The organism is Thermomonas sp., assembly GCF_035369645.1.
Classification (GTDB): domain Bacteria; phylum Pseudomonadota; class Gammaproteobacteria; order Xanthomonadales; family Xanthomonadaceae; genus Thermomonas.
This window is the reverse complement of the sequence record NZ_DAOOUM010000029.1, coordinates 1-23,640: the sequence shown is the minus strand read 5'-3', so window position 1 is coordinate 23,640 and position 23,640 is coordinate 1. Positions and strand designations below refer to the sequence as shown.

23 protein-coding genes and 1 pseudogene are annotated in these 23,640 nt (G+C 60.3%); 3 read left to right on the top strand and 21 right to left on the bottom strand.

Annotated elements, in window-relative coordinates:
• Window positions 1–37: 37 nt before the first annotated feature.
• From PK789_RS07080 to rlmE, 12 genes are all read right to left on the bottom strand, one after another.
• Entirely contained in the window at window positions 38–226 is a 189-nt protein-coding gene (locus PK789_RS07080) for a DUF2065 domain-containing protein (RefSeq protein ID WP_324308017.1), read from the bottom strand.
• Entirely contained in the window at window positions 226–1,089 is an 864-nt protein-coding gene (gene hflC, locus PK789_RS07075) for a protease modulator HflC (RefSeq protein WP_324308016.1), read from the bottom strand. The genes PK789_RS07080 and hflC overlap by 1 nt, the downstream gene beginning before the upstream one ends.
• On the bottom strand, window positions 1,086–2,159 hold the full coding sequence (hflK, locus tag PK789_RS07070) for an FtsH protease activity modulator HflK (RefSeq protein WP_503011918.1): 1,074 nt from the start codon (window positions 2,157–2,159) through the stop codon (window positions 1,086–1,088). The genes hflC and hflK overlap by 4 nt, the downstream gene beginning before the upstream one ends.
• A gap of 41 nt (window positions 2,160–2,200) precedes the next feature.
• On the bottom strand, window positions 2,201–3,517 hold the full coding sequence (hflX, locus tag PK789_RS07065; RefSeq protein ID WP_324308033.1) for a ribosome rescue GTPase HflX: 1,317 nt from the start codon (window positions 3,515–3,517) through the stop codon (window positions 2,201–2,203).
• Between the two features lie 73 nt (window positions 3,518–3,590).
• The gene (gene hfq, locus PK789_RS07060; RefSeq protein WP_324308012.1) at window positions 3,591–3,860 is read right to left on the bottom strand and encodes an RNA chaperone Hfq; all 270 of its coding nucleotides are present in this window, start codon (window positions 3,858–3,860) and stop codon (window positions 3,591–3,593) included.
• A gap of 127 nt (window positions 3,861–3,987) precedes the next feature.
• A complete protein-coding gene (miaA, locus tag PK789_RS07055) occupies window positions 3,988–4,950 on the bottom strand; it encodes a tRNA (adenosine(37)-N6)-dimethylallyltransferase MiaA (RefSeq protein ID WP_324308011.1) in 963 nt (320 codons plus the stop codon).
• Window positions 4,947–6,374: an amino acid permease gene (locus tag PK789_RS07050; RefSeq protein ID WP_324308009.1), complete on the bottom strand. Its 1,428-nt coding sequence runs from the start codon at window positions 6,372–6,374 to the stop codon at window positions 4,947–4,949. The genes miaA and PK789_RS07050 overlap by 4 nt, the downstream gene beginning before the upstream one ends.
• Before the next feature lie 91 nt (window positions 6,375–6,465).
• On the bottom strand, window positions 6,466–8,598 hold the full coding sequence (locus PK789_RS07045; RefSeq protein ID WP_324308007.1) for a tetratricopeptide repeat protein: 2,133 nt from the start codon (window positions 8,596–8,598) through the stop codon (window positions 6,466–6,468).
• Between the two features lie 121 nt (window positions 8,599–8,719).
• Window positions 8,720–9,619 carry a dihydropteroate synthase gene (gene folP / locus PK789_RS07040; RefSeq protein WP_324308005.1) on the bottom strand — a complete coding sequence of 300 codons (900 nt, stop codon included), beginning with the start codon at window positions 9,617–9,619 and terminating at the stop codon, window positions 8,720–8,722.
• Window positions 9,620–9,623: 4 nt separating this feature from the next.
• Window positions 9,624–11,426, bottom strand: a complete 1,803-nt coding sequence (locus tag PK789_RS07035; protein ID WP_324308003.1) for a tetratricopeptide repeat protein — start codon at window positions 11,424–11,426, stop codon at window positions 9,624–9,626.
• A gap of 138 nt (window positions 11,427–11,564) precedes the next feature.
• Window positions 11,565–13,457 (bottom strand): ATP-dependent zinc metalloprotease FtsH, encoded by a 1,893-nt coding sequence (gene ftsH / locus PK789_RS07030; RefSeq protein ID WP_324308001.1) that lies wholly within the window; start codon window positions 13,455–13,457, stop codon window positions 11,565–11,567.
• A gap of 21 nt (window positions 13,458–13,478) precedes the next feature.
• Entirely contained in the window at window positions 13,479–14,126 is a 648-nt protein-coding gene (rlmE, locus tag PK789_RS07025) for a 23S rRNA (uridine(2552)-2'-O)-methyltransferase RlmE (RefSeq protein ID WP_324307999.1), read from the bottom strand.
• Between the two features lie 71 nt (window positions 14,127–14,197).
• On the opposite strand from rlmE, the gene yhbY reads away from it, so the two are divergent.
• The 3 genes from yhbY (at window position 14,198) to rnk (ending at window position 15,444) form a co-directional block, all read left to right on the top strand.
• Entirely contained in the window at window positions 14,198–14,503 is a 306-nt protein-coding gene (gene yhbY, locus PK789_RS07020) for a ribosome assembly RNA-binding protein YhbY (protein WP_324307998.1), read from the top strand.
• A 17-nt stretch (window positions 14,504–14,520) separates the two neighbouring features.
• The gene (locus PK789_RS07015; protein WP_324307997.1) at window positions 14,521–14,892 is read left to right on the top strand and encodes an Mth938-like domain-containing protein; all 372 of its coding nucleotides are present in this window, start codon (window positions 14,521–14,523) and stop codon (window positions 14,890–14,892) included.
• Between the two features lie 123 nt (window positions 14,893–15,015).
• Window positions 15,016–15,444 carry a nucleoside diphosphate kinase regulator gene (rnk, locus tag PK789_RS07010; protein WP_324307996.1) on the top strand — a complete coding sequence of 143 codons (429 nt, stop codon included), beginning with the start codon at window positions 15,016–15,018 and terminating at the stop codon, window positions 15,442–15,444.
• Window positions 15,445–15,459: 15 nt separating this feature from the next.
• On the opposite strand, the gene recO is transcribed toward rnk, so the two are convergent.
• The 9 genes and pseudogenes from recO to PK789_RS11680 all read right to left on the bottom strand — a co-directional run.
• The gene (gene recO / locus PK789_RS07005) at window positions 15,460–16,185 is read right to left on the bottom strand and encodes a DNA repair protein RecO (protein WP_324307994.1); all 726 of its coding nucleotides are present in this window, start codon (window positions 16,183–16,185) and stop codon (window positions 15,460–15,462) included.
• A gap of 73 nt (window positions 16,186–16,258) precedes the next feature.
• Window positions 16,259–17,182, bottom strand: a complete 924-nt coding sequence (gene era / locus PK789_RS07000) for a GTPase Era (protein WP_324307993.1) — start codon at window positions 17,180–17,182, stop codon at window positions 16,259–16,261.
• Window positions 17,179–17,835: a ribonuclease III gene (gene rnc / locus PK789_RS06995; protein WP_324307991.1), complete on the bottom strand. Its 657-nt coding sequence runs from the start codon at window positions 17,833–17,835 to the stop codon at window positions 17,179–17,181. Before rnc ends, era begins: the two co-directional genes overlap by 4 nt.
• Window positions 17,836–17,842: 7 nt before the next feature.
• Window positions 17,843–18,229, bottom strand: a complete 387-nt coding sequence (locus PK789_RS06990) for a DUF4845 domain-containing protein (protein ID WP_324307990.1) — start codon at window positions 18,227–18,229, stop codon at window positions 17,843–17,845.
• A 58-nt stretch (window positions 18,230–18,287) separates the two neighbouring features.
• Window positions 18,288–19,070 carry a signal peptidase I gene (gene lepB / locus PK789_RS06985; protein WP_324308031.1) on the bottom strand — a complete coding sequence of 261 codons (783 nt, stop codon included), beginning with the start codon at window positions 19,068–19,070 and terminating at the stop codon, window positions 18,288–18,290.
• A 55-nt stretch (window positions 19,071–19,125) separates the two neighbouring features.
• Window positions 19,126–20,919, bottom strand: coding sequence for a translation elongation factor 4 (gene lepA / locus PK789_RS06980; RefSeq protein ID WP_324308029.1), 1,794 nt, complete (start codon window positions 20,917–20,919; stop codon window positions 19,126–19,128).
• A gap of 128 nt (window positions 20,920–21,047) precedes the next feature.
• A complete protein-coding gene (locus PK789_RS06975; protein ID WP_324307988.1) occupies window positions 21,048–22,601 on the bottom strand; it encodes a DegQ family serine endoprotease in 1,554 nt (517 codons plus the stop codon).
• Between the two features lie 78 nt (window positions 22,602–22,679).
• Window positions 22,680–23,528 carry a sigma-E factor negative regulatory protein gene (locus tag PK789_RS06970; protein ID WP_324307986.1) on the bottom strand — a complete coding sequence of 283 codons (849 nt, stop codon included), beginning with the start codon at window positions 23,526–23,528 and terminating at the stop codon, window positions 22,680–22,682.
• A pseudogene (locus PK789_RS11680) lies at window positions 23,525–23,640 on the bottom strand (RNA polymerase sigma factor RpoE); the annotation flags it as partial. The pseudogene PK789_RS11680 and the gene PK789_RS06970, both read right to left, overlap by 4 nt.

Genomic DNA, 23,640 nt, shown 5'->3' with positions numbered 1-23,640 from the left:
ATGTTGTGCTGCGCTTATCCGGGTGGCTCAATCACAGTCAACCGCCCCGCACCACCCACAGCGAGACCAGCCCCAGCATCAGCACCACCGCGCCGATTCTGCGGACTTGCTCGTCACTGAGTTGCAGCATTTGTTCGACGGTACGTTTCCACGCGCCAGGGGCGGCGAATAGCAGCAGGCCTTCGAGGATGGCCACCAGGCATAGCGCGGCCCACAGCTCCGACATCAACGGTCCGCGCGCATGTATTGCAAGAACGGATCGTTGCGCTCCAGCACGATCACGCTGTCACCCCCGGAGAATGCTTTGCGGTAGGCCTCTAGGCTTCGCTGGAAGGCGTAAAAACTGGGGTCGCGGTTGGCGGCTTCGGCGTAGATGCGGGCGGCTTCGGCATCGCCTTCACCACGCAGCTTTTGTGCGTCGCGTTCGGCTTCGGCAATGATCACTTGCTGGTCGCGGTCGGCACCGGCGCGGATTTCATTGGCTTGTTCTTCGCCTTCTGCGCGCAAGCGGCTGGCCACTTGCTGGCGTTGGGCGCGCATGCGGTTATAGACGTCGTCGATCACGCGGCTGTCGGTGGGCAAGTCCAGTTGTTTGATGCGCAAATCAAGAATGCGCACGCCCAAGGTGGCAGCACCACGATTGATGACCCCAAGCTGGCTTTTGACGATGGCGGTGCGGTCGCCCGACACTGCCTGTTGCAACGTGCGTGCGTTGATTTCGTTGCGCAGTGCGTCTTTGATGATGGGTGCCAAGCGCGCAACCGCGGCGGCTTCGTCACCCCCGGTGGCGCGATAGAACGCACGCGCATCTTCAATCTGCCCCACCGCGAAGAAGTCCACGCTGACGTCTTTGCGTTCGGATGTCAGATAGCGCTCGGGCTCGGCCGGCAGCACTTGCAAGCGACGGTCGAAAATACGCGCGCTTTCCATCAGCGGCCATTTGAAGTGCAAGCCCGGTTGCAGATTGACCCGCGCCACGCGGCCCAGGTTCAACACGATTGCGGTTTGCCCTTCGCTGACTACGAACATCGACCCCATCAGCAACACCAAGGCCGCGACTACCGCCGCCATCCATGCCGGAAATTTCATCGCACCACCTCCTCACGACCCGCCGGGCGGCCACCACGGGCCGGGCGTGCCGAGTTTTGTTCAGTTGCTTGTTCGGTTGCCTGCACCGCGGGTGACACCAGATCCGGCAGCAGGGCCTGCGTTGGTGTCACGGTTTTGGCCGCATCGGTCATCGGCACATAGATCAACTGCCGGCCATCACCGCCCACCACTTTGCGATTCTTTGCCAGCACGTCTTGCACGGCTTCCAGCCACAGCCGCTTGCGGGTGACATCCGGCGCGCCTTTGTATTGCGCCACCAGCAGGCTGAAGCGTTCGGCATCGCCGGTGGCACGGGCAATTTCAGCGGTCTTGTAACCCGCCGACACCGTGCGCACGCGCGCCGCTTGGCCACGCGCTTCGGGCACGATCTTGGCCGCATAAGCACGTGCTTCGGAGATCAACCGTTGCTGGTCTTGCTGGGCGCTGTTGACGTCATCGAAAGCCGGTTTGACCTGCTGTGGCGGGCGCGCATCGGGCAAGTTGAGCTCGGTCACTTGCAGGCCGGTGCGATAGGCCTCCAACGATTTTTGCAGCCGCTCACGTGCGGACACCGCCAGTTGCTCGCGTGCGCCCAGCACCGTATCCAAATCCGAGCGACCGACTTGCTCGCGCACGGTGCTCAATGCCGCTTGCTTGAGCACTTCATCGCCATCGCGGGTACCAAACAAATACAACTTGGCGTCTGCCACTTTGTATTGCACGTTGATCGACACATCGACGATGTTTTCATCGCGGGTCAGCACCGGCACGCTGGCTTCATAATTTTTGATCTGGGTGGCGTTGACCTTGGTGATGGTCTCGATTGGCCATGGCAGTTTGAAATTGGGGCCGGGTTGCATGATCCGGTCGAACTGGCCAAACCGTAGCACCACGCCGCGTTGTTGCTCGGCCACCAGGACGAAGCAGTTGTAAGCCAGCCACAAGGCCAGTGCCAGCCCCAGCCAGCGCAACGGGCTGCCGCCGCCAATCTCTGGGAATTGATTCAATAACCGGCTGAAGCCGCCGCCGGAGGATTTCCCCGTGCTGCCGCCGGGCCGATTCCAGGCCATCCAGGCCGCTTTTGGCCCGCGTGGGCCGCTGTCTTGTGTGGTCATGCCCAGGATTCTACGGGATGCGCCGACGCAAGCGCCGGCAGAAGGGGGCGCAAGGGTGTGCCATCGGGGTGCGAGGCCAACCGTAATGCGTCGAGTAACGGTAAATCCACTTGCAACTGCCAGCCATCGGCAGCATGGGTTTCAGCGCGGATCGCACCCAGTGCGTGCAGGCGCGCGCGTAAGCGGCCGGCATCGGTGGGGAGCGTAATTTCACCCACAACACGGCGCAAACCCAAGCGTTCACACAGGGCTTCGCGCAGCAGATCCAAGCCCAGACCCTCGCGCGCGGATAGCCACACCGCTTGTTGATCTTCGCCACGTTGGTCGATGCGCGGGGCGGCACCTTCAATACGGTCGATCTTGTTGAATACCAGCAATTGCGGGATGTCACCGGCACCGATCTCGTGCAGCACCACATCCACTTGTGCCATGCGCTCATCGCGCAGCGGGTCATCGGCGTCGATCACATGCAGCAGCAAATCGGCCTCGCGCGCTTCGCTCAAGGTCGAACGAAATGCCGCCACCAATTCGTGCGGCAGGTCACGCACAAAACCCACGGTATCGGCCAGCACCACGCCGCCGCCGGGCAGTTCAATCCGGCGCACGGTGGGGTCTAGGGTGGCAAACAATAGATCGGCCGCGTATGCATCGGCACCGGTCAAAGCATTGAACAAGGTCGATTTGCCGGCGTTGGTATAGCCCACCAGTGCCACCCGTGGCAGCTCGCTGCGCACCCGCGCACGACGCATCTGGGTGTGCTGCACGTCCACTTTTTCCAGCCGTTTTTGCAGCATTTCTACGCGCTTTTGCAGCAGGCGGCGGTCGGTTTCCAGCTGGGTTTCGCCGGGGCCGCGCAAACCAATCGAACCGCCGCGCTGGCGCTCCAAATGGGTCCAGCCGCGCACCAAGCGCGTGGCCATATGCCGTAGCTGTGCCAGCTCCACTTGCAGCTTGCCTTCATGGCTGCGTGCGCGCTGGGCAAAAATATCCAGAATCAAGCCGGTGCGATCCACCACCCGTCGCTGTAGTGCTTTTTCCAGATTGCGTTCTTGGATGGGGCTCAGCGCGTGGTTGATCAGCACCAAATCGGCGCCCACCGCGTCGCAAGCGGCTTTGACTTCCTCTAACTTGCCGCTGCCGATCAGGATGGACGGATTGGGTTTGTCGATCCGCGCCGGCAGCACACTCAGCACACGGGCACCGGCCGAGCGTGCCAGTTCGGAGAATTCCTCCAGCACGCCGTCGGCTGGCGGGCCGCCAGCATGGGGTTGGATCAACAGGGCGTTTTCGCCGCCGCGTGAGCGTTCAAACAATTGGGTTGGCATCGGCTGTTAGATGCGGGCAACTCTTCGCAAAAACAAGCCCGCCCCGTTAGGCTTGTTGGGCTTATTCGGTTGCGGCGGTTTCTGATTCAGCCTCGTCGCCAGATTCCTGTCCGGCAGCAGCAATGCGCACGTTACGCGCCGGCACCACAGTGGAAATGGCGTGTTTGTACACCATCTGGCTCACCGTATTGCGCAGCAGCACCACGAATTGATCAAACGACTCGACGGTGCCCTGCAATTTGATGCCGTTGACTAGATAGATGGATACCGGCACGCGCTCGCGGCGCAGGGCGTTCAGGAATGGATCCTGCAAGGATTGCGACTTCGACATGGATTCCCCGTGACAGTTCAGATGTTGTTGTTTGTTTTCGTGGGCCAGCGGGTGACGCCCGGCCCCGCACCCGTCCAATTGCAGAGGGTGCCTGCCGATAGTAACGCAGGAGTGGGGCTTGCGGGTTTCAGGCGGCTACGCCACCAAGGAACCCGGCCACCGCCGCATCCAATTGACCGCGCTGGCTGGACGGGTCAAACCCGCGCGTATCCAGCTCCCCGCGCAGCCAGGTGTATTGCCGTTTGGCCAATTGCCGGGTGGCAGCAATGGCGCGCTCGCGGAAGGTGGCAGGATCACTCATGCCATCCAAAAACTCCCACGCCTGCCGGTAGCCCACGGCGCGGATCGCGGGCAGATCCAGCGGTTGCGGGTGCGCGGCAAGTTCCGGCAACGCGCGCAGGGTGCGCACTTCATCCAAAAACCCTTCTGCCAGCATCGCGTCGAAGCGTTGCTGGATGCGCGCATGCAAGGTTGCGCGTTCGGGTGGGGCCAGCACCAATTTCAACACCTTCAACGGACAGCGTGTGCCGCGTGCGTCGCGCTGCCAAGCGCTGATGGGCTTTCCGCTTAGCCGATACACCTCCAGCGCACGCTGGATGCGTTGGGCATCGGTGGCGTGGATGCGTGCGGCGGCGGCGGGGTCAATCGTGGCCAGCTCGGCATGCAGCGCCGCCCAGCCGCGCGCCTCGGCCTCGCCGGCAAGTTGCGCGCGCAGAGCGGCATCGGCCTGCGGCATGTCGGACAAGCCTTCCAGCAGCGCACGAAAATACAGCCCAGTGCCGCCGGCCAAAATCGGCAGCTTGCCCTTCGCCACAATCGCGTCGATGGCTGCGCGCGCCGCTACCGCGAAGTCTGCCGCCGAATAGGGTTGCCAAGGCTCACAGACATCGATCAGATGGTGCGGCACCTGCGCCAACTCTTCGCGTGTGGGCTTGGCCGCGCCGATGTTGAGACCGCGATACACCAGCGCCGAATCGACGCTGACGATCTCACCGTGCAAGCGCAGCGCCAGTTCCAGCGCGTACGCGCTTTTACCCGACGCGGTCGGGCCCATCAGCGCGATGGCGCGTGGGCGCAGGTCAAGCGTCATTGCGATTTAGCAGTGCGCTCTTTCGCCAACAGGCTGTTGCGGCGTGCGTACAGCAGGTACACCAACAAGCCAAATGCATTCCACAGCAGGCACCACAATTGTGTCTTGGCCGGCAAGCTGGAGAACAAATACACGCAGCCCAGAATGGCCACCGGCCCAATCAGCCAAGCCAGCGGCGCACGGAACACGCGCGGGCGTTGCGGGTCGCGCTTGCGCAGCACCAGTAAACAGGTGGATACCGCTACAAACGCCACCAGTGTGCCGGCATTGGCCAATGCGGCGATTTCATCCAGCCGCGCCACACCGGCCAGCGCCGATGTCACCAGCGCGGTGAATACGGTGATAGCAACCGGCGTGCCGCGCTTGCCCACCTTCGACAAACTGCGCGGCAGCAGGCCGTCGCGTGCCATCACAAAGAAGATGCGGCTTTGCCCATAGAAAAACGCCAGCAGCACGGTGGGCAGGGCAATCACGGCGGCGGCCGCCACGATTTTGGCCGCCGCGCCATGCCCCAATTCGCGCATGATCAAGGCCAGCGGCTCGGGGCTTTGGCCAAACGTCGTGTAGTGCATCGCGCCCACGGCGGCCAACGCCACCAACATGTAGATCAAGGTGCAGCCCACCATCGAACCCACGATCCCGATGGATAGATTGCGCCCCGGGTTTTTGGTTTCTTCGGCGGCGGTGGAAATGGCATCAAAGCCGTAGAAGGCGAAGAAGATGATCGCTGCAGCCGCCATCACACCGTATTTTTTGCCATCCGCGCCCAAGCTTTCGGTAAAACCGTGCGGCATGAACGGGTGCAGATTGCTGGCGTCAAATGCCGGCAGTGCAATCGCCACGAATACCGCCAGCGCGATGAGCTTGGCCACCACCAACACCGCGTTGAGGGTGGCGCTTTCACGCGTACCGGCCATCAACAAACCGGCCACCACCCATGTAATCAATACTGCCGGAAGATTGATCAAACCACCGGAATGCGAGCCCACGCTGATGGCCAGTGGCAGGTCAACCCCAATGCCCTTCAAAAACCCCACCGCATAGCCCGACCACCCCACCGCCACCGTGCTCACCACCAAGGTGTATTCCAGAATCAAACTCCAGCCCACCACCCACGCAATGGCCTCGCCCAGCACCGCATAACTGTAGGTATAGGCGCTGCCGGCGGCCGGCATCATGGTGGCCATTTCGGCGTAGGCCAAGGCCGCGCAGGCACAGACCACACCTGCGACCAAAAATGAAAGCAACACCCCCGGCCCGGCCAAATTGGCGGCCACGCCAATCAAGGTGTAGATGCCGGTACCCACGATGGCACCAATCCCCAACGCCACCAGATGCGGCCAACTCAGGGTAGGCACCAACCGCCGGCCTTCTTCGTGCACGGTGATTTGGTCGATGTCCTTACGTCGCAGCAAGCTTTGCATGGCGGGCCCGTGATGGATGATCTGGAGTGCTCGCAGTGTGAATCATTCGTGGCGCAGATGCGATTGCTGATGCGCGACACGACTGCCGAAATTATTGTTGGGCCTGATGCTGCTTGCGCGCATTGCTCCAGCGTTGGTAGGTCTCTTGCATCGCCAAATAACGCGGCGTGTCACGTAATGAATCCAAGCCTGGCAACAGTTTGAAGCCCACAAACGAGAACGGGCCGAATAATTGCATCACCGTTTCCATGTGATACAGCGCGCGGTCGGGATCGCCGGCCCGTGCAAACGCCACCGCCAAGGCCGTGCGCCGACTGGAGTCGGCCCAGGCATCTTTCGGCGCATTGTCCAGATAGTCTTTTTCGGCAGCACGCACCCCGGCCAAGTCCCCCATCAGGCCCGGTAACAGGCATGGGTAGTAAAAATATTCACCACTGGAAGACCAGCCCGCTGGATAGGGTGTTGCCAGTTTGTCCAAGCGTGCCTTGATCCCGGCCAAGTGCTGCTTGCCCTCTTTGATCTGGCCCGTGGCAAGCAGGCCTTCGGCTTCCGCAAATGCATAATTTTCTGGGTAGTCAGGTGACTGTCGCAGGCGCTCGGGCCACAGCTCTTCCGATAAGGATTGCTTGATCCATTGCCAATTGCGACTGGCCACTGCAATCCGGAACGGCAATGCTGCATAAAATTCGTTGGGCCCTTTCACCGCCGCCCATGCGGTACTCACGTTGCCGCGTACGTACTCACGTTCTGGGCTATAAAGATGTGCATCTTTGCCCAACTCGCTCAGGCGTTTGTAAAGCGGGGCCGCATCTTCATCCTGACCAAGGCTGATCATCGTGTTGGAGAGTTCCAACAAAATGTCGGTATTCAGAGGATCAAGAGCCAGCGAATGCTGAAACGCCGAAATGGCATCGGCAAAGCGCCCATCCCGGCGTGCAACCAAGCCGCGGGCATACCACGCTTCGGCAAGCCCGGGCGCGCGCTCGATCACCCGCGCCAACACCGACTCGGCACTGGTGTAGTCACGGCTTCCCCAGTAATAGAGATATGCCTGCGCGATCCATGTTTCCAACGCTTCGGGTGCCAGCCGGCGCGCTTGTTCCATCGACACAATCGCAGCATCCCGCGAGCTTGCATCGGTGAACCCATACCAGTAGCTGGTCAATTGCGCCCGCGCCTTGCGTGACCACGCATCGGCAAACTGCGGATCCAATGCGATGGCGTGATCAAATTGCTGGATTGCCGCCTGCAAGCGCTCCGGTGTTGCACGATCCAATACTGCCAGCAACTTGCCCTGCATAAATGCCTCGTAGGCCTGCAAGTTGCGGGTGGAGCCTGCCGCCAGCGCGCTTGCATCTGCGGGGCTCAAGGCCAGCTTCATGGAATTGGCGATGGCTTGGGCGATATCGGCTTGAATGGTGAACAAGGTTTCGGTGTTCAGCGCACGGTCGTAGGTTTCTGCCCATAGGTGGACATCGGTTGCGCCGTCGATCAACTGCACATTGATGCGCACCTTGTTGCCGGCACGCTGCACGCCGCCCTCCAAGACCACCGCAGCACCTAGTTCGTGGGCAATTTGTGGGATGGTCAGCTTGGTATCGGCGTAATGCATCATTGACGTGCGCGAGATCACTTTGAAGCCGGTGACTTTCGACAACTGGGTGAGCAGATCGTCATGGATGCCATCGACAAAATAAGCATCCTCCGCGTTGCCGCTGCGGTTACGAAATGGCAACACCGCAATCAACCCTTTGATTGGCGTCGTCGCCGTTGTCGATGCCAGCGTGGATGCGGCGGCTTTGGCATTACGCTGCTGCGCGCCTAGATAAAATTTATCAAACACAAAAAAGGTCAGTGCCGCCAAGAGCACCACGACAAAGGCGCGGCCGATTTGTTTGGAGACCCGTGCGGATGCGACGGCGTCTTCGGCCTGATCGCGGCTACGACGCCCGCGTCGTTCAACCCCCTGGTACGCACCATCAGTCCCCGACGTATCGGTTTCGCGCCGCAGTCCTTCTGGTGTCAATTCAAAAATCCAAGACACCACCAAGGCAGGGACGAACCCAATCGCCAGCAACACCACCACACTGCGCAACACCCACGTTGGCACATCAAACATGGGCAATACCGTGCCCGCAACCTGCGTGATGAGCCACGCACCGACCAAGTACAACCCGGCCATGCGAATGACGTTACGGCGGCGGAGTTCGGCGATGAAGCTCATGGATACGGCAGGTTCCAGACGGATGCAAAACAACCCTGAAATACCGACAAAAATCTATTTCAAACGCCCCTTGCAAGACTCTAGCAAACTAGCAACGCATTCGGTGACAGCGCCAGGACCATCACGCCTCATCCGGCCAAACGAGGGCCGGTTTGCCGGCATCCTTGCGCGGCATCGGCACTGCGGCCACCGCCTGCCAGACCTTCAGTGCGTCCACGGTTGCCGCCACATCATGCACACGCAGCAACATCGCGCCGTGCTGCGCAGCAATCAGATGCGCAGCCACCGAGCCTGCCACCCGCGTTTGCGGCTGCTCACGCCCGGTCAATTCACCAATGCTGCGCTTGCGGGATAACCCCGCCAGCACCGGCACGCCCAATTCGGTGAAACGGCGCAACTGCGCCAGCAACTGCAGATTGTGCGCGGTGGTTTTGCCGAAGCCGAAGCCGGGGTCGATGAGAATGTTTTTTTTGTCGATACCGGCCATCTCGGCCACGAAGATGCGCTCCGCCAAGAAGCGATGCACCTGCCCCACCACATCGTCGTAATGTGGCGCATCTTGCATCGTGCGGGGCTCACCCAGCATATGCATCAACACCACGGGCACCCGCAACTCGGCGGCGGCATCCAACGCGCCCTCGCTGCGCAGGCCACACACATCATTGATCATGCCCGCACCCGCAGCCACCGCAGCACGCATCACCTCGGGCTTGGATGTATCAATACTGATCGGCACCGACACCGTGGCCGCCAGCGCCGTAATCACCGGGATCACCCGCCGCAGCTCCTCTTCTACCGACACATCTTGCGCGCCGGGACGGGTGGATTCGCCGCCGATATCCAAAATCGCCGCGCCCTCCGCCGCCAGTTGCAACCCGTGCGCAATCGCCGCATCCGCATCGAAATGTTCGCCGCCACTGGCAAAGGAATCCGGGGTGACATTGACGATCCCCATCACCTTTGGATGATCGAGCCGCAATGTGCGGCCATTGCAATCAAGCTGGGGGGCGGTGTCGAACATAGATTTAAATCCCGATGGCTTCACTGGTGGTGGGAACAGGCAAACCCACCTTGGCACAAAATTTTGCCAACCGAGGGTCTTGCTTGTAACGCATGATCAATGGATCAATCAGCGTATTGCCTACCCCCGGGTCATGCGTCTGCCTAGCCCGTTCCAACCACTCAAATACAGCCTTGTCATCGCGCCGCAGGGCATACACCTGCGCGATCTGGTACGCGGCGACATCGCCATATTGTTTAATCAATTCTTGCACGGCCACATCCGCTGCAGAACGGTCTTTGCCTATCTGCAATGCCATCGTCCGCGCGATATCGTGCCAAGCGCCTTCTGGCTCATTCGTGGCCGCCGCCAACGCCGCCTTTGCATCACCTCGCTGGATCTGAATGATCGCAAGCTGTGCCCATGCCGAGTTGCCCTGCGGGCGCAACGCAATGGATTTGCGAATGGCATTTTCAGCATCATCCAGTCGGTTCAATCCGGAGAGATAGGCGCTATACCAATTCCACCAATTTGGCACCCTTGGTTCGCGGGCGATGGCCTCGTTTGTCTTCATCACGGCTTGCGTCAATTGCCCCTGTAACGCCAGCATGCCGGCAACGCTGAACTTGGTTTGCAAACTTGAGGGAGACAGCTCAAGCGCACGTTGATATTCGAATGCGGCACCACTCCAATCCAGCTCTGCATTCTCCAGCAACCACCCACGTGCCACATGCGCGTCGCCTAAATCAGGTGCCAATGCCAGCGCCTTGTCACTGGCGATACGCGCTTGTGCATAGGCATTCTGCGCATCGTTTCCCGTCAGATACAGGGCCGCCAGTGACGTCCAATTGCGGGACAGGGATGCCCATGCCCGTGCATAACGCGAGTCCAAATGTGTGGCACGAGTGAACTCATCAATCGCCCGACGGGTATCGCGCTCACTGCCCAAATCACTGAAAAAATTGCCACGCCAAAATGCGCTGTAAGCCTCCAGACTCCCGCTGGGCGGACGCTCTCCCTGCACCGACCCATTGCCATCCAGCAGTTTCACTTTGAGTGTATCGGCAATGGACTTGGCCAATTCGTCTTGCAATGCGAACAAATCACCCGCCGGACGATCGTATTGCTTTATCGACAACACCGTGCCGGTACGTGTATCCACCATCTCGGTACGCACTCGCAACGTATCAGCCGTGCGTTGCACACTGCCACTCAGCAAATAGCCCACCCCCAACTTGCTGCCGATACTGCGCGGGTCTTCCTTGCTGTTGCGAAACTGGAATGAAGAGGCACGTCCAATGACCCGCAATCCATTGACCGTGGAAAGCATATCGATCAAGTTTTCAGTCAGACCATCGGAAAAAAACTGCTGTTGCGGGTCACCACTGGCATTCAACAACGGCAGCACGGCAATGGACTTCAAGCCGGTGCCACCTTGTTCGGCCATGGCCGTTGCATCGGCAACACTAGTGGCATCACGCCGCAATACAAACTGGTTGGTGACAAGCAAAACTACCGCAACCAGCAAAACACCGATGATCCATTTATCAAGTCGGCGGTCATGCAAATGCGCAGCCTGATCATCCGCATCGCGCTCACTTTCTCGCTTCAGCCCATCTTGTGTGAACTCGTAAAACCACGCGAAGACGACCCAGAACGGGAAGCCAATCACTCCCGCAATAATGAACCAACGCACCGCCCAATCTGGAATCCCGAACACCGGCGCCAATTGCGCAATCCCCTGCGCCAACGCCCAAATAGCGCCGATATACAACGCCGCCGCGCGCAGCACATTGCGCCGCTTGAGCTGGTGAAACCAGTGCGCCAATTTACCCAATTGACCCTACCCCAAGGGATTCTTGGGAAGTATCGGCAAAGCCCGCATTATCGGCAACTAGGTAGCCTCAAACACACAAGCCGGGATTCCTCCCGGCCCTGTGTCAGAGGCGTCGATGTCCGCTGTTGCTCAACGCTGCACCACCGGCCCACCGATCGACGCCGGCGGCGGGGTAGCATCGCCATCACGTTTGCCCTTGCTGGACTTGTCCTCCCAGCCTACCGGGGGGTTGGGGGTGCGGCCTTCCATCAGCGCCTTGACCTGCTCGGCGTCGATGGTTTCCCATTCCAGCAGAGCGGCGGTCATGGCTTCCACCACGCTGCGCTTGTCTTCCAAGATGCGCTGTGCCACCGCATATTGCTCATCCAGGATGCGGCGAATTTCAGCATCGACCTTTTGTTGCGTGGCTTCGGAAATGGTCTTGTTTTGCACCCCGAAACCGGCATCGCTATCGGCATAAATCATGGTGCCCATCGCATCGGACATGCCGTATTTTGTGACCATGCCGCGCGCCAGTTTGGTGGCACGCTCAAAGTCATTGGATGCGCCGGTGGACATCTGGCCGACAAATAATTCTTCGGCGATGCGGCCACCAAACAAGATGGAAATTTCTTCCAGCATCTTGTCTTTGTAGTTGCTCAGGTTGTCGTGCTCGGGCAGTTGCCAAGTCACACCCAAAGCCCAGCCGCGCGGCATGATGGTGACCTTGTGCACCGGGTCGGCCTTGGGCAGTGACATCGCCACCACCGCATGCCCGGATTCGTGATAGGCGGTGTTGCGGCGCTCGTCTTCGCGCATCACCATGCTGCGGCGTTCGGGGCCCATGTAGATCTTGTCTTTGGCGTCCTCGAAGTCCTGCATGTCCACTTGCGTCTTGTTGCGACGCGCCGCAAATAGCGCGGCCTCGTTAACCAGATTGGCAAGGTCAGCACCCGAAAACCCGGGCGTGCCGCGTGCCAGTACGTCGGCGCGCACGTTGTCGTGCAGCGGCACTTTGCGCATATGCACTTTCAGGATTTGTTCGCGGCCCTTGATATCGGGCAGGCCCACCATGACTTGGCGGTCAAAGCGGCCGGGGCGCAGTAGCGCCTTGTCCAGCACATCGGGGCGGTTGGTGGCAGCAATCACAATGACGCCTTCGCCGCCTTCAAAGCCATCCATCTCCACCAACATCTGGTTGAGGGTTTGCTCACGCTCGTCGTGGCCACCGCCCATGCCGGAGCCGCGATGGCGGCCCACGGCGTCGATTTCATCGATAAAGATAATGCACGGTGCATGCTTCTTGGCTTGCTCGAACATGTCGCGCACGCGGCTGGCACCCACGCCGACGAACATTTCCACGAAGTCGGAACCGGAAATACTGAAGAACGGCACCTTGGCTTCGCCGGCAATGGCTTTGGCCAGCAGGGTCTTGCCGGTACCGGGCGGGCCCACCATCAGCACCCCGCGCGGGATCTTGCCACCCAGTTTTTGGAAACGCGAGGGGTCACGCAAAAATTCGACCAGCTCGCCCACTTCTTCCTTGGCTTCATCGCAGCCAGCGACATCGGCCAAGGTGACTTTGACTTGATCGTCATTGAGCAGTTTGGCGCGCGAACGGCCAAACGACATCGCACCCTTACCGCCAGCGCCGCCTTGCATCTGCCGCATCATGAACAACCAAAACCCAATGATCAGCAACACCGGCAGGAAGTTCAGCACCAGTGACCAGAACGAGACCCCCGAATCCGGCGGTGCTTGCTTGATTTCAACCTTGTGCTGGATCAAGTCGTTGATCAAGTCACGGTCGCGCACTGGTGCGGTGGTGCTGCCCTTGCTGCCATCGGCGCGCTCGAAGGCAATGCTGCGTTCGTTGCTGGAGATATCGACGGTTTTGATGCGGTCGTTTTCCACGTCCTGCACGAACTGCGAATAGATCACGTCCTGGCTGGCCGCCAGTTTTGGTGAGAAGCTCTGAAACACCACCATCAATACGACGGCAACCACCACCCAGAGCAAGATATTTTTCGCAAGATCGTTCATGTCGTCCTTATGTCGCCTTCATCACTTCATCTGCGCCAGCTTGCCGGTGGCCAGGGCATACACCTCCGGCGATCGCTTGCGCGAAGCCGCCGGCTTGCGAATCACTACCTTGGCATAACGCCGCCGCAGCTCCCGCACGTATTCGTCAAACCCGATCCCCTGAAACAGCTTGATCAGGAAGCTGCCGCCGGCACGCAACTGGCCATCGGCAAAGTCCATCGCCAATTCGGACAGGTGCATCGCGCGCGGCTGATCTACCGCATCCATTCCACTCTTATTGGGGGCCATGTCGGACAAGACAAGGTCTACTTTGTCGCCATTCAGCATATCCAGCAATTGCGATAGAACGGTATCGTCCCTGAAGTCGCCGTGAAGGAACTCCACACCGGCCAAACTGGGCATCTCCAGGATGTCGCTGGCAATCATCCGCCCGGGCTTGGCCGGGTCCATCCGGTCCAACTCTTGCCGCACCCACTGCGACCACCCGCCCGGGGCCGCACCCAAGTCCACCACCACCATACCCGGCTTGAGCAGGCGGTCGCGCTCGACCAGCTCCTCCAACTTGTAGGCCGCGCGCGAACGCAGACCTTCGGCCTGCGCTTTTTTGACGTAGGGGTCGGAAAAATGTTCCTTGAGCCAGCGTTGGCTGGATTTACTGCGGGTGGCCATAGCCGCCAAAGACGCGAGAAGTAGGCGTGCATGATACCCTGCACACCCTTGATTATCTTGTTGCGTGCCGTATGTCGATTGCCCTGACCAATGCCCAGATTCGTTTTTTGCGCGGACAGGCGCACGATCTGAAGGCGATGTTGCAGGTTGGCGGCAAGGGCATCACCGATGCATTGGTGGCCGAAGTTGCACTGGCGCTGGAGCACCACGAATTGATCAAGGTGAAGGTCGGTGGCGCCGACCGTGAGGATCGCGACGCCATGATCGATCACTTGGCCGCCCGTGCCGAGGCCGCGCTGGTGCAGCGGATTGGCCATATCGCCGTGCTTTACCGCCCCAGCAAGGACAAACGGCACATCGTGCTGCCGCGCGCCTGAGATAGCAGCCCGTCGCCATGCATCTGCTTCTGGAACGCCCGGATTATCAATTTTTTTTGCGTGGTGCCGACGGTGGCAGTGCCTTGGTCAACACCCGGCGCCTGCACACCAGCTTCATCATCGCCCCCGACGCCTTGCGTGAACACTGGCCGATGCACACGGCAACTGCAATGCAGCCGGCCGATCTGGATGACATGTTCGCGCTGCACCCGGAATTGATCGTGCTGGGTACCGGCGCAACGCAAGTCTTCCCCCCGCCCATCGTACTGGCGACCTGCCTGCAACGTGGCGTTGGCCTGGAAGTGATGACCAACGCCGCCGCTGCACGCACGTACTCCATCCTGGCCGGCGAAGGCCGCCGCATCGTGGCGGCATTTATCTTCCCGTAAGTGCTCTTACCAGCTCTGGCTTGCCCCGGGCAGCATCGTCGGCGGATAATAGGCTTCAATTCGTGAACCCACGGGCGACGCGCCTGCCGCGCCGTCCGTTTTGCTTTGCAGGAGCCGCACCACATGACCACCCATGCCCAACGCCCCGCCCTGTTGTTGTCCCGCGTCGATGTGGAACGCATCGAGGATTTGCTGGAGCATCCGCAATACAGCGGCATCAACACGGCAGCCTTGCGCGAGGAGTTGGCGCGTGCAGAACTGACCGAGCCCGGCAACATGCCGGCAGATGTGATCACCATGAACTCTACCGCCAAGGTGCAGGTGGTGGATGATCAACAGCACGCCCACGAATACGAACTCACCTTGGTGTACCCGCGTGATGCCGACGGCAGCGCCGATAAGGTGTCAATTTTTGCCCCGGTAGGTAGTGCCCTGCTTGGCCTGCGTGTGGGCGACAGCATCGATTGGCCGATGCCCAGTGGTCGCAGTGCGCGCTTGCACGTGTTGGCTATTCGTTTCCAGCCGGAAGCGGCGGGTGAACTGCACCGGTAGAGGGCACGCTTGCTCTCAGCCCCGCACAACCCGCCCCAATTCCCCCAGCATTTCCCACGACTTCAGCCCACGCCCTCCTAGGTGATGCAGCAGCACCGTGCGTAGCGGCAAGCGCAAACTGGCAAGATCTTCTCGCACCGGCAGAGTATCGGCGGCCAATGCCAACAAGGCGCGCCCGGTGGCGAATGTCTGTCGCTCCCCCATGCGCTCACTGTGTACCCGCAATGGGCCCTGCTCTGCGTCCAGTCGGTAGCGCGCGGCCGGGTCGATGGGTGCACCATCACCAGTCATCGTGTACTCCAGCCCTAGCCCCAGCGCATCCAATACATCACGTTCAAACCGGCGCAACGTCCAAGCCAGCAGCGCGCCTGTGCGCAAACGCTCGCGCACGTGTGCATACACCGCATGCAACTCCGGCTGCGGGGCGTGGCGGGGGGCCAGGCGCAAGCACAGTTCGTTGATATAGAAACCCGCCATCACCGCATCACCGCACACGACCGGCGCCGCATCCACCGCCTCGGCGGCACGAAGTTGCGCCAACTCGCCAGTTTGTATGGCATCAAATTGGATGGATTGCATGGGCTGCAGCGCGGCGCGCAGCAGATGCTTTTTGGGGCCATGTACGCCCCGCGCCAGCAAGCCGATGCGGCCATGATCGGCGCTCAGCACTTCCACCAGCAGGCTGGTTTCTCGCCATGGACGGGCGTGCAGAACAAAGGCGGACTCGGCGGTGTAGCGCATGGCGCATTCTACGGCGTTGTGCCGAACGCAACCCATCGACAGTTTTGCCCTGTCATGGCCAAGATGAACAAAGTCAGTCGTGATAACCCAACGCGCGTAGTGCGGCTTCGTCATCGCTCCAACCCTCGCGCACACGCACCCAAGTTTGCAGAAACACTTTGGCTCCAAACAGCTGCTCCATCTGCTGACGGGCATGCTTACCGATGTCACGCAGGCGCTCGCCGCCTTTACCGATGACGATAGCTTTCTGGCCTTCGCGTTCCACCCAGATCACCGCGTCGATGCGATACATCACGCCAGTTTTTGGGGAAGGTTCTTCTTCAAATTTTTCCACTTCCACCGTGGTCGAATACGGCAGTTCTTCGCCCAGCCGACGCATCAATTGTTCGCGCACCAATTCGCCGGCAAGAAAACGCTGACTCTTGTCGGTGATTTCATCCTCACCGTACATCGGCTCGGCCTCAGGCACCAAATCCATCAAGGTCGCCACCAGTTGTTCCAGCCCGCTGCGTTTGAGTGCCGACAGCGGGTGCACGGCGGCAAAGTCGCGACCCTCGGTCACCTTGGTGATAAACGGCAGCAGGGCGGTTTTGTCTTTCTGTTTGTCCACCTGGTTGACCACCAGCACCACCGGCAGGCCGGCATCATGCAGGGCGTCATAGGCCAGGCCGTCTTCGTTGTCCCAGCGGCCCGCTTCGATCACCAGCAAGGCCACATCCACCCCTTCCAAGGCACCGCGCGCAGCGCGATTCATCATCCGGTTCATCGCCTTGCCGGAGCGCTTGCCCTGCTCGCCATGGATGCCCGGAGTGTCCACCAACTGCAGTTGCCCGCGTGGAAACGTGGCAATCCCCAACAAACGATGCCGCGTGGTTTGCGGGCGGTTGGAAGTGATGCTGATCTTGGCCCCCACCAGCGCATTGACCAAGGTCGATTTGCCCACATTAGGGCGGCCAATCACGGCCACTGCGCCGCTGCGTGAAGATGTACTGCTCATGTTTCCAATTCCTTAAGTGCAGCCTCGGCCGCCTGTTGTTCTGCCGCACGTCGCGAACTGCCCTCGCCTTCCGTACTTTGCACGGGCTCGGCTAGAGTGCAGCTGACGCGAAACACGCGCGCATGGCTTTCGCCGCCTTCGTGCAACAGGGCATATACCGGCAGCGGCAGTTGCCGGCCTTGTAGCCATTCCTGCAAACGGGTTTTGGCGTCTTTGCCCACTTTATTGGGCGGCGGCAATGCCGCAATCATGTCTGCAAACCACGGCAACACCACCGCGCGGCAAGGCTCGAAGCCGGCATCCAAATAAATTGCCGCCACCAAGGCTTCTAGCGCATCGGCCAAGATGGAATCACGGCGATGCCCGCCGGTTTTCATTTCACCCGAACCTAAGACCAGTTGCTTGCCGATCTCCAGATGCCGTGCGATGCCGGCCAATGCGGACTCACGCACCAACTCGGCGCGGGCGCGAGTCAGTGCCCCTTCATCGGCCTTGGGCCAATGCCGATACAGCGTCTCAGCGATGAATTGGTTGATCAAGGCATCGCCGAGAAATTCTAGGCGTTCGTTATGCGGGCTGCCGGCGCTGCGATGGGTCAGCGCCTGCACCAGCAGGGCCGGTTCGGTGAACGCATGCCCTGCAAACGTGCGCAACGCGGGGTCAGTTATTACTGGCACCAGCACCACGCGTCAAAGCCTGCTCAGCATGGAATTTGCCGACCACATCGAGGTTGGCAAACAGCTCCTCACGACGCTCGTAATCCATGATGAGATTGTAGCCGCCTTCCGTATTTTCGATTTTGAGCATCTCGGGTTTGACCACCGCGACATAGTCGATTTGAAGGCGCTTGTTCAGCAGCGTGCGAAGCTTGTCTTTGGATGCGTTGGCTGCTTCGGGGTCACTGGCAATCCCAGCAAGTGCTTTCTTGACCGTGAAAAACTCCATGTACATCGGGCCGATTTTCATCGCGCAATATGCAAAGAAGATCACCACGGTCAAGGTGATCAGGAACCCAATCATGGTGATGCCGCGCTGTGCCTGTTTCATTCGTGCTTCCCCTCTTGGTTGAATGGCCTGATAAAACTACGAACGCCCAAACGCTTGCTCAAGGAATACGGGTTCCGATGCGAGAAACGTCCACCCAGTGATCGGATTCGGTATCCACATTCATCCAAACCAAAAATGCCTTGCCGCGCAGATTGGCTTCTGGCAAAAACCCCCAAAACCGGCTGTCCTCGCTATTGCCGCGATTATCACCCATGACGAAATAATGCCCCGCCGGTACTGTCCAGTCACCATCTGCAATACTGATGTCACGCTCCAGCACGAAATGCGGGTGGTTTTGTAGCCCCTCGGTCAGCTTGTTGTCACCGGTTTCCCCACTCCCCTGACCGACGCCGGTAAACACCCCTTCCGCACGATACGGCAACACGCGGCCATTCACATAAACCTTGTGGTCATGATAACCAATGCGGTCACCGGGCAGGCCCATCACCCGCTTGATCCAGTCCTCGCGCGGGTGGTGCGGCGGCCGGAACACCACCACGTCACCACGTTGCGGCTCGCCATTATCCAAGAATTTTTTGTTGGTGATCGGCCAGCGCAGACCATAGGCAAATTTATTGACCAAGATGAAATCGCCAATCAACAAGGTTGGCATCATCGAGCTGGATGGGATGCGAAAAGGCTCTGCCACAAAACTGCGCAGGCCCAACACCAGGGCCAGCACCGGGAAGAATGATTTTGCGTAATCCACCAGCACCGGCTCTTTGGCGTCGGCCAAGCCGGCAGCAGCCACGCGACGCTTGGCAAAAAATAGCTTATCCAGCAACCAGATCAGCCCCGACAGCAGGGTCAGCACCACCAAGATTGTTTCAAACCACACCATCATGCGATGTACTCCATCGGTTTTTGCCGCACTTCCTGCGGAAGCGGGAAACGCATTACTTGCTATCCACTTGCAACACGGCGAGGAAGGCTTCCTGCGGAATTTCCACCCGGCCCACCTGCTTCATCCGCTTCTTGCCTTCTTTCTGCTTTTCAAGCAATTTCTTTTTGCGCGTGGCGTCACCGCCGTAGCACTTGGCCAACACGTTCTTGCGCAAGGCCTTCACCGTGGTGCGGGAAATGATCTGCCCCCCGATTGCCGCTTGAATGGCCACATCGAACATTTGCCGTGGAATCAGATCTTTCATCTTCTCGCAAAGTTCCCGGCCACGACGATCGGCCTGGCTGCGGTGCACGATGATGGAGAGCGCATCCACGCGATCGCCATTGATCAAGGTATCCACGCGCACAAACGGGCCGGCCTCGAAACGCACGAAGTGATAGTCCAGCGAGGCATAACCACGGCTGACCGATTTCAACTTATCGAAGAAATCCAGCACCACTTCGGCCATCGGCAATTCATAACTGACCTGCACCTGGCTGGCCATGTAGGTGATGCCAATCTGTACGCCGCGCTTGTCTTCACACAGTTTGATGACGCTGCCGATGTAGTCCGGCGGGGTGAGAATGTTGGCACGGATGATCGGCTCGCGAATTTCATCCACCATATTCACCGGTGGCAACTTGGCCGGGTTGTCCATCGGCACGATGGCACCATCGGTCTTCAACACTTCGTAGATCACCGTGGGTGCGGTGGAAATCAGGTTGAGGTTGTATTCGCGCTCCAGTCGCTCCTGCACGATTTCCATGTGCAGCATGCCAAGGAAACCACAACGGAAGCCAAAGCCCATCGCCTCGGAGGATTCCGGTTCAAAGCGCAACGCAGCATCGTTCAGACGCAGCTTGTCCAATGCCTCGCGTAGTGCGGGGTAGTCTTCGGCGTCCACCGGAAATAGCCCGGCAAACACCCGCGGCTGCATTTCCTGGAAACCCGGCAGCGGGCCCGGTGCGGGGTCGCCGGCTAACGTCAGCGTGTCGCCCACCGGCGCGCCGTGCACGTCCTTGATGCTGGCGGTGATCCAGCCCACTTCGCCCGCACGCAGACTGGGCAGCGGCTTGCGCTTGGGGGTGAACACGCCCACGCCATCGACTTGATGGGTGCGTCCGGTGCTCATCACCAGCATTTTGTCGCCGGGTTTGATCTCGCCTTGCATCACCCGCACCAGCGACACCACACCCAGATAATTATCGAACCACGAGTCGATGATCAGCGCTTGCAGTTTGTCAGTATCACGCGGAGCCGGTGATGGAATACGCTGCACGATGGCTTCCAGCACGTCGCCCACGTTCAAACCGGTTTTAGCGGAAATGGCCACGGCGTCGGTGGCATCGATGCCAATGACGGCTTCGATTTCTTCTTTGACTTTTTCGATATCGGCGGTGGGCAGGTCAATTTTATTGAGCACCGGCACCACTTCTAACCCCTGCTCCACTGCGGTGTAGCAGTTGGCCACTGACTGCGCTTCCACGCCTTGTGCAGCATCCACCACTAACAATGCGCCCTCGCAGGCGGCCAGCGAACGGCTGACTTCATAACTGAAGTCGACGTGGCCGGGGGTGTCGATGAAATTCAGAAAATAGGTGTTGCCGTCTTTGGCGGTGTACGGCAACGACACCGACTGCGCTTTGATGGTGATCCCGCGTTCGCGTTCGATCGGGTTGTTGTCCAGCACCTGCGCTTCCATCTCGCGCGCAGTCAGGCCGCCGCACAATTGAATAATGCGGTCGGCCAAGGTGGATTTGCCGTGGTCAACGTGGGCAATGATGGAGAAGTTGCGGATAAACCGCATGGCATCGTGCTGCATGAGTATTGTCGATAAATAAACGGGGGGCGGATTGCAGCCCGCCGAAAGTGAGCCGTTCATTATCGCACAGCCCCATCCGCGTTCCGCTTGGGCACGGATGGGGCCGCGTCGCCTTACTCCTGCGCCGGGTTGATGGCCATATAGCGTGTGCCACCGCCACGTTGCACCAACAACATCACCGGCTTGCCGGTGCCGGCAGCACGCAACTGGGCATCCAGCGCGGCCACGCTGCCCACATCGCTGCGGCCCACCGCCAGCACCACATCACCCGCCTGCAAACCGGCCTCACGCGCGGCATCGCCATTGACCCGCGCCACCAGCACGCCTTCCCCCTTTTGCAGGCCCAGTTTGCCGCGTTGCTCCGGGGTCAATTCTTTGCCGATGATGCCCAATGCGTTGCCTGCCGCATTGGCGGGCGATGCCTCAGGTGTTTGCCGCGGGTTGCCGTTGGCATCCGCCACGCTATCGGTCAAGGCATTCAAGGTGGCGCTGAGGCTGCGCGGATTACCATCGCGAATGACATCCAAGGTTACCTTGGTGCCTGGTGCCATCGCGCCGATGATCGGCGGTAAGTCGCTGGAGTCATACACCGGATGCCCGTTGACGCTGCGAATCACGTCCTGCCGCTGCACGCCGGCGCGTTCGGCCGGACTGCCCGGCTCGACCCGCGCCACCAATGCGCCGCTGGCATCGGGCAGACCCAAGGACTTGGCGAAATCGCGATCCATCGCCTGAATCTGCACACCCAACTGCCCGCGCACCACTTTGCCGGTGGCCTTGAGCTGCTTGACGGCATTCATCGCCACGTCGATCGGGATGGCGAAGCTGACGCCCATATAGCCGCCGGAATTGCTGAAGATTTGCGAATTGATCCCCACCACTTGCCCACGCGTATCCAGCAGCGGGCCGCCGGAATTGCCTTTGTTGATGGCCACGTCGGTCTGAATGAACGGCACGTAGCGCTGCTCGGAGCCGGGGTTGGCGCGCCCCACGGCGCTGACGATACCGGCGGTCACCGAGTGATCCAACCCGAACGGCGAGCCAATCGCTACCACCCATTGCCCGGGCTTGAGCAGCTTGGAATCCCCCACGCGCATCACCGGCAGGCCAGTGGCATTGATCTTGAGCAGAGCCACGTCGGATTGCTCATCGCTGCCCACCACCTTGGCGGTGAACTCGCGGCGGTCCGACAGCTTGATGCGCACGGTATCGGCACCGTCGATGACGTGATGGTTGGTGAGCACATAGCCATCGCTGGAAATGATGAAGCCCGTCCCCAGCGAGGTGCCGCGTTGGCGCTGCTGCGGCATGCCGGGCATGCCCGGCATCGGGGTCATGCCGGGGCCGAAGAAGCGGCGGAAAAATTCGGGAATTTGCGCATCGCCCGAATCATCCCCTTCATCGTCTTGCGGCATTTGCTGCTGCGCACGCCGCGCCTGCGGCTTGCTGCCAATTTCCGCCTGCACGCTGACCACCGCAGGGCCAACTTGTTCAACCAAACGGGTGAAGTCCGGCAAATTACCGACCAGTTCGGGGGCTGGGGTTTGCGCTACGGCAGGGGTTTGCGCATTGGCAGGATTCTGGCCACTGCATGCACCCACTCCCGCCACTGCCAGTGCGACAACCAACAACAATGGGCGCAGACGAATCAATTGATTTGCAGACATCGACAGACACTCCTCGTGCACGAAGATCGGGGAACACTCAAACGTATGGGCAAGCGCCCGGACCAGGCAGGTGACGCCTCAAGGCTGCAACGAAGCCTCAGCCGGGGCGTGCGTTTTTAACTGCGCCGGCGCATCGTCCGACAATAATTTGGGTGGCTTGGCAAATACCGGGGAAACAAACGGATTGGGTGCGGCCAGTGGCCCTGCATGTTCGCCAAACCCGACGGTCAAACCACTGTTGCTGTCATATTGCGGCAGGATTTTGCGCGGCCACGGGCGGCTGGCGATTTCCACGGGAGCCGCCGATACCACCGACGCCGCGACCGGGGCATCCCCCGCCGCAACCAATACGGGAGCCACTTGATTGCGCGTGCGCCGCGCAGGCTTGCTGGCAGCCAAGGCGGTGGCAGCCGCCAAAAATTCAGGGGCGTGTGCCAAGGCCGTCGGCGCAGGTGGTGTGGCCGGGGCCGGTTTGGGTGTCGCAGGTGGCGGTACCGCCAACGCCAACGTGGGAGCCCGTGCGGGGGCTTGCGCCGGGTGCGCCGCCGGTTGCAGCGGTGTGCGCGCCAGCAAGGCCACCACGGCCAAGGCGGCGGCGACGGCGGTACCCGTGCCCCAACGCCGCCAATGCGTGCCGCGCTGTGCGCTGTGTGTAACTTGCGAAGGCAGGCCAACCCCATGCAAGGATGTCGATACGCGCAATGCAAAATCCAACGGCAAGCGCTGCGCCGGCGCGACACCGCGCAGGGTATCGCCGGCAAGCCGCCAGCGCTCCCAACTTGCGGCCAATTCGGCGTCATGCTGCAAACGCCGCAGCAAGAACCGGGTTTGATCTTCGGGCAAGGCACCATCCATCAAGGCCGAGAGCTGCTCACGGCTGGAGAGCTGGGTAAGGTCGGTGCAGTGGCGGTCGGTTTCGGTCGTCATGAGGCTTTCGAACGCTTCGGCAATTCATCGTGATCCAACAGGGGGCGCATGCGGGCGTCGATGGCCTCGCGGGCGCGGAAGATGCGCGAACGCACCGTGCCAATCGGGCAGT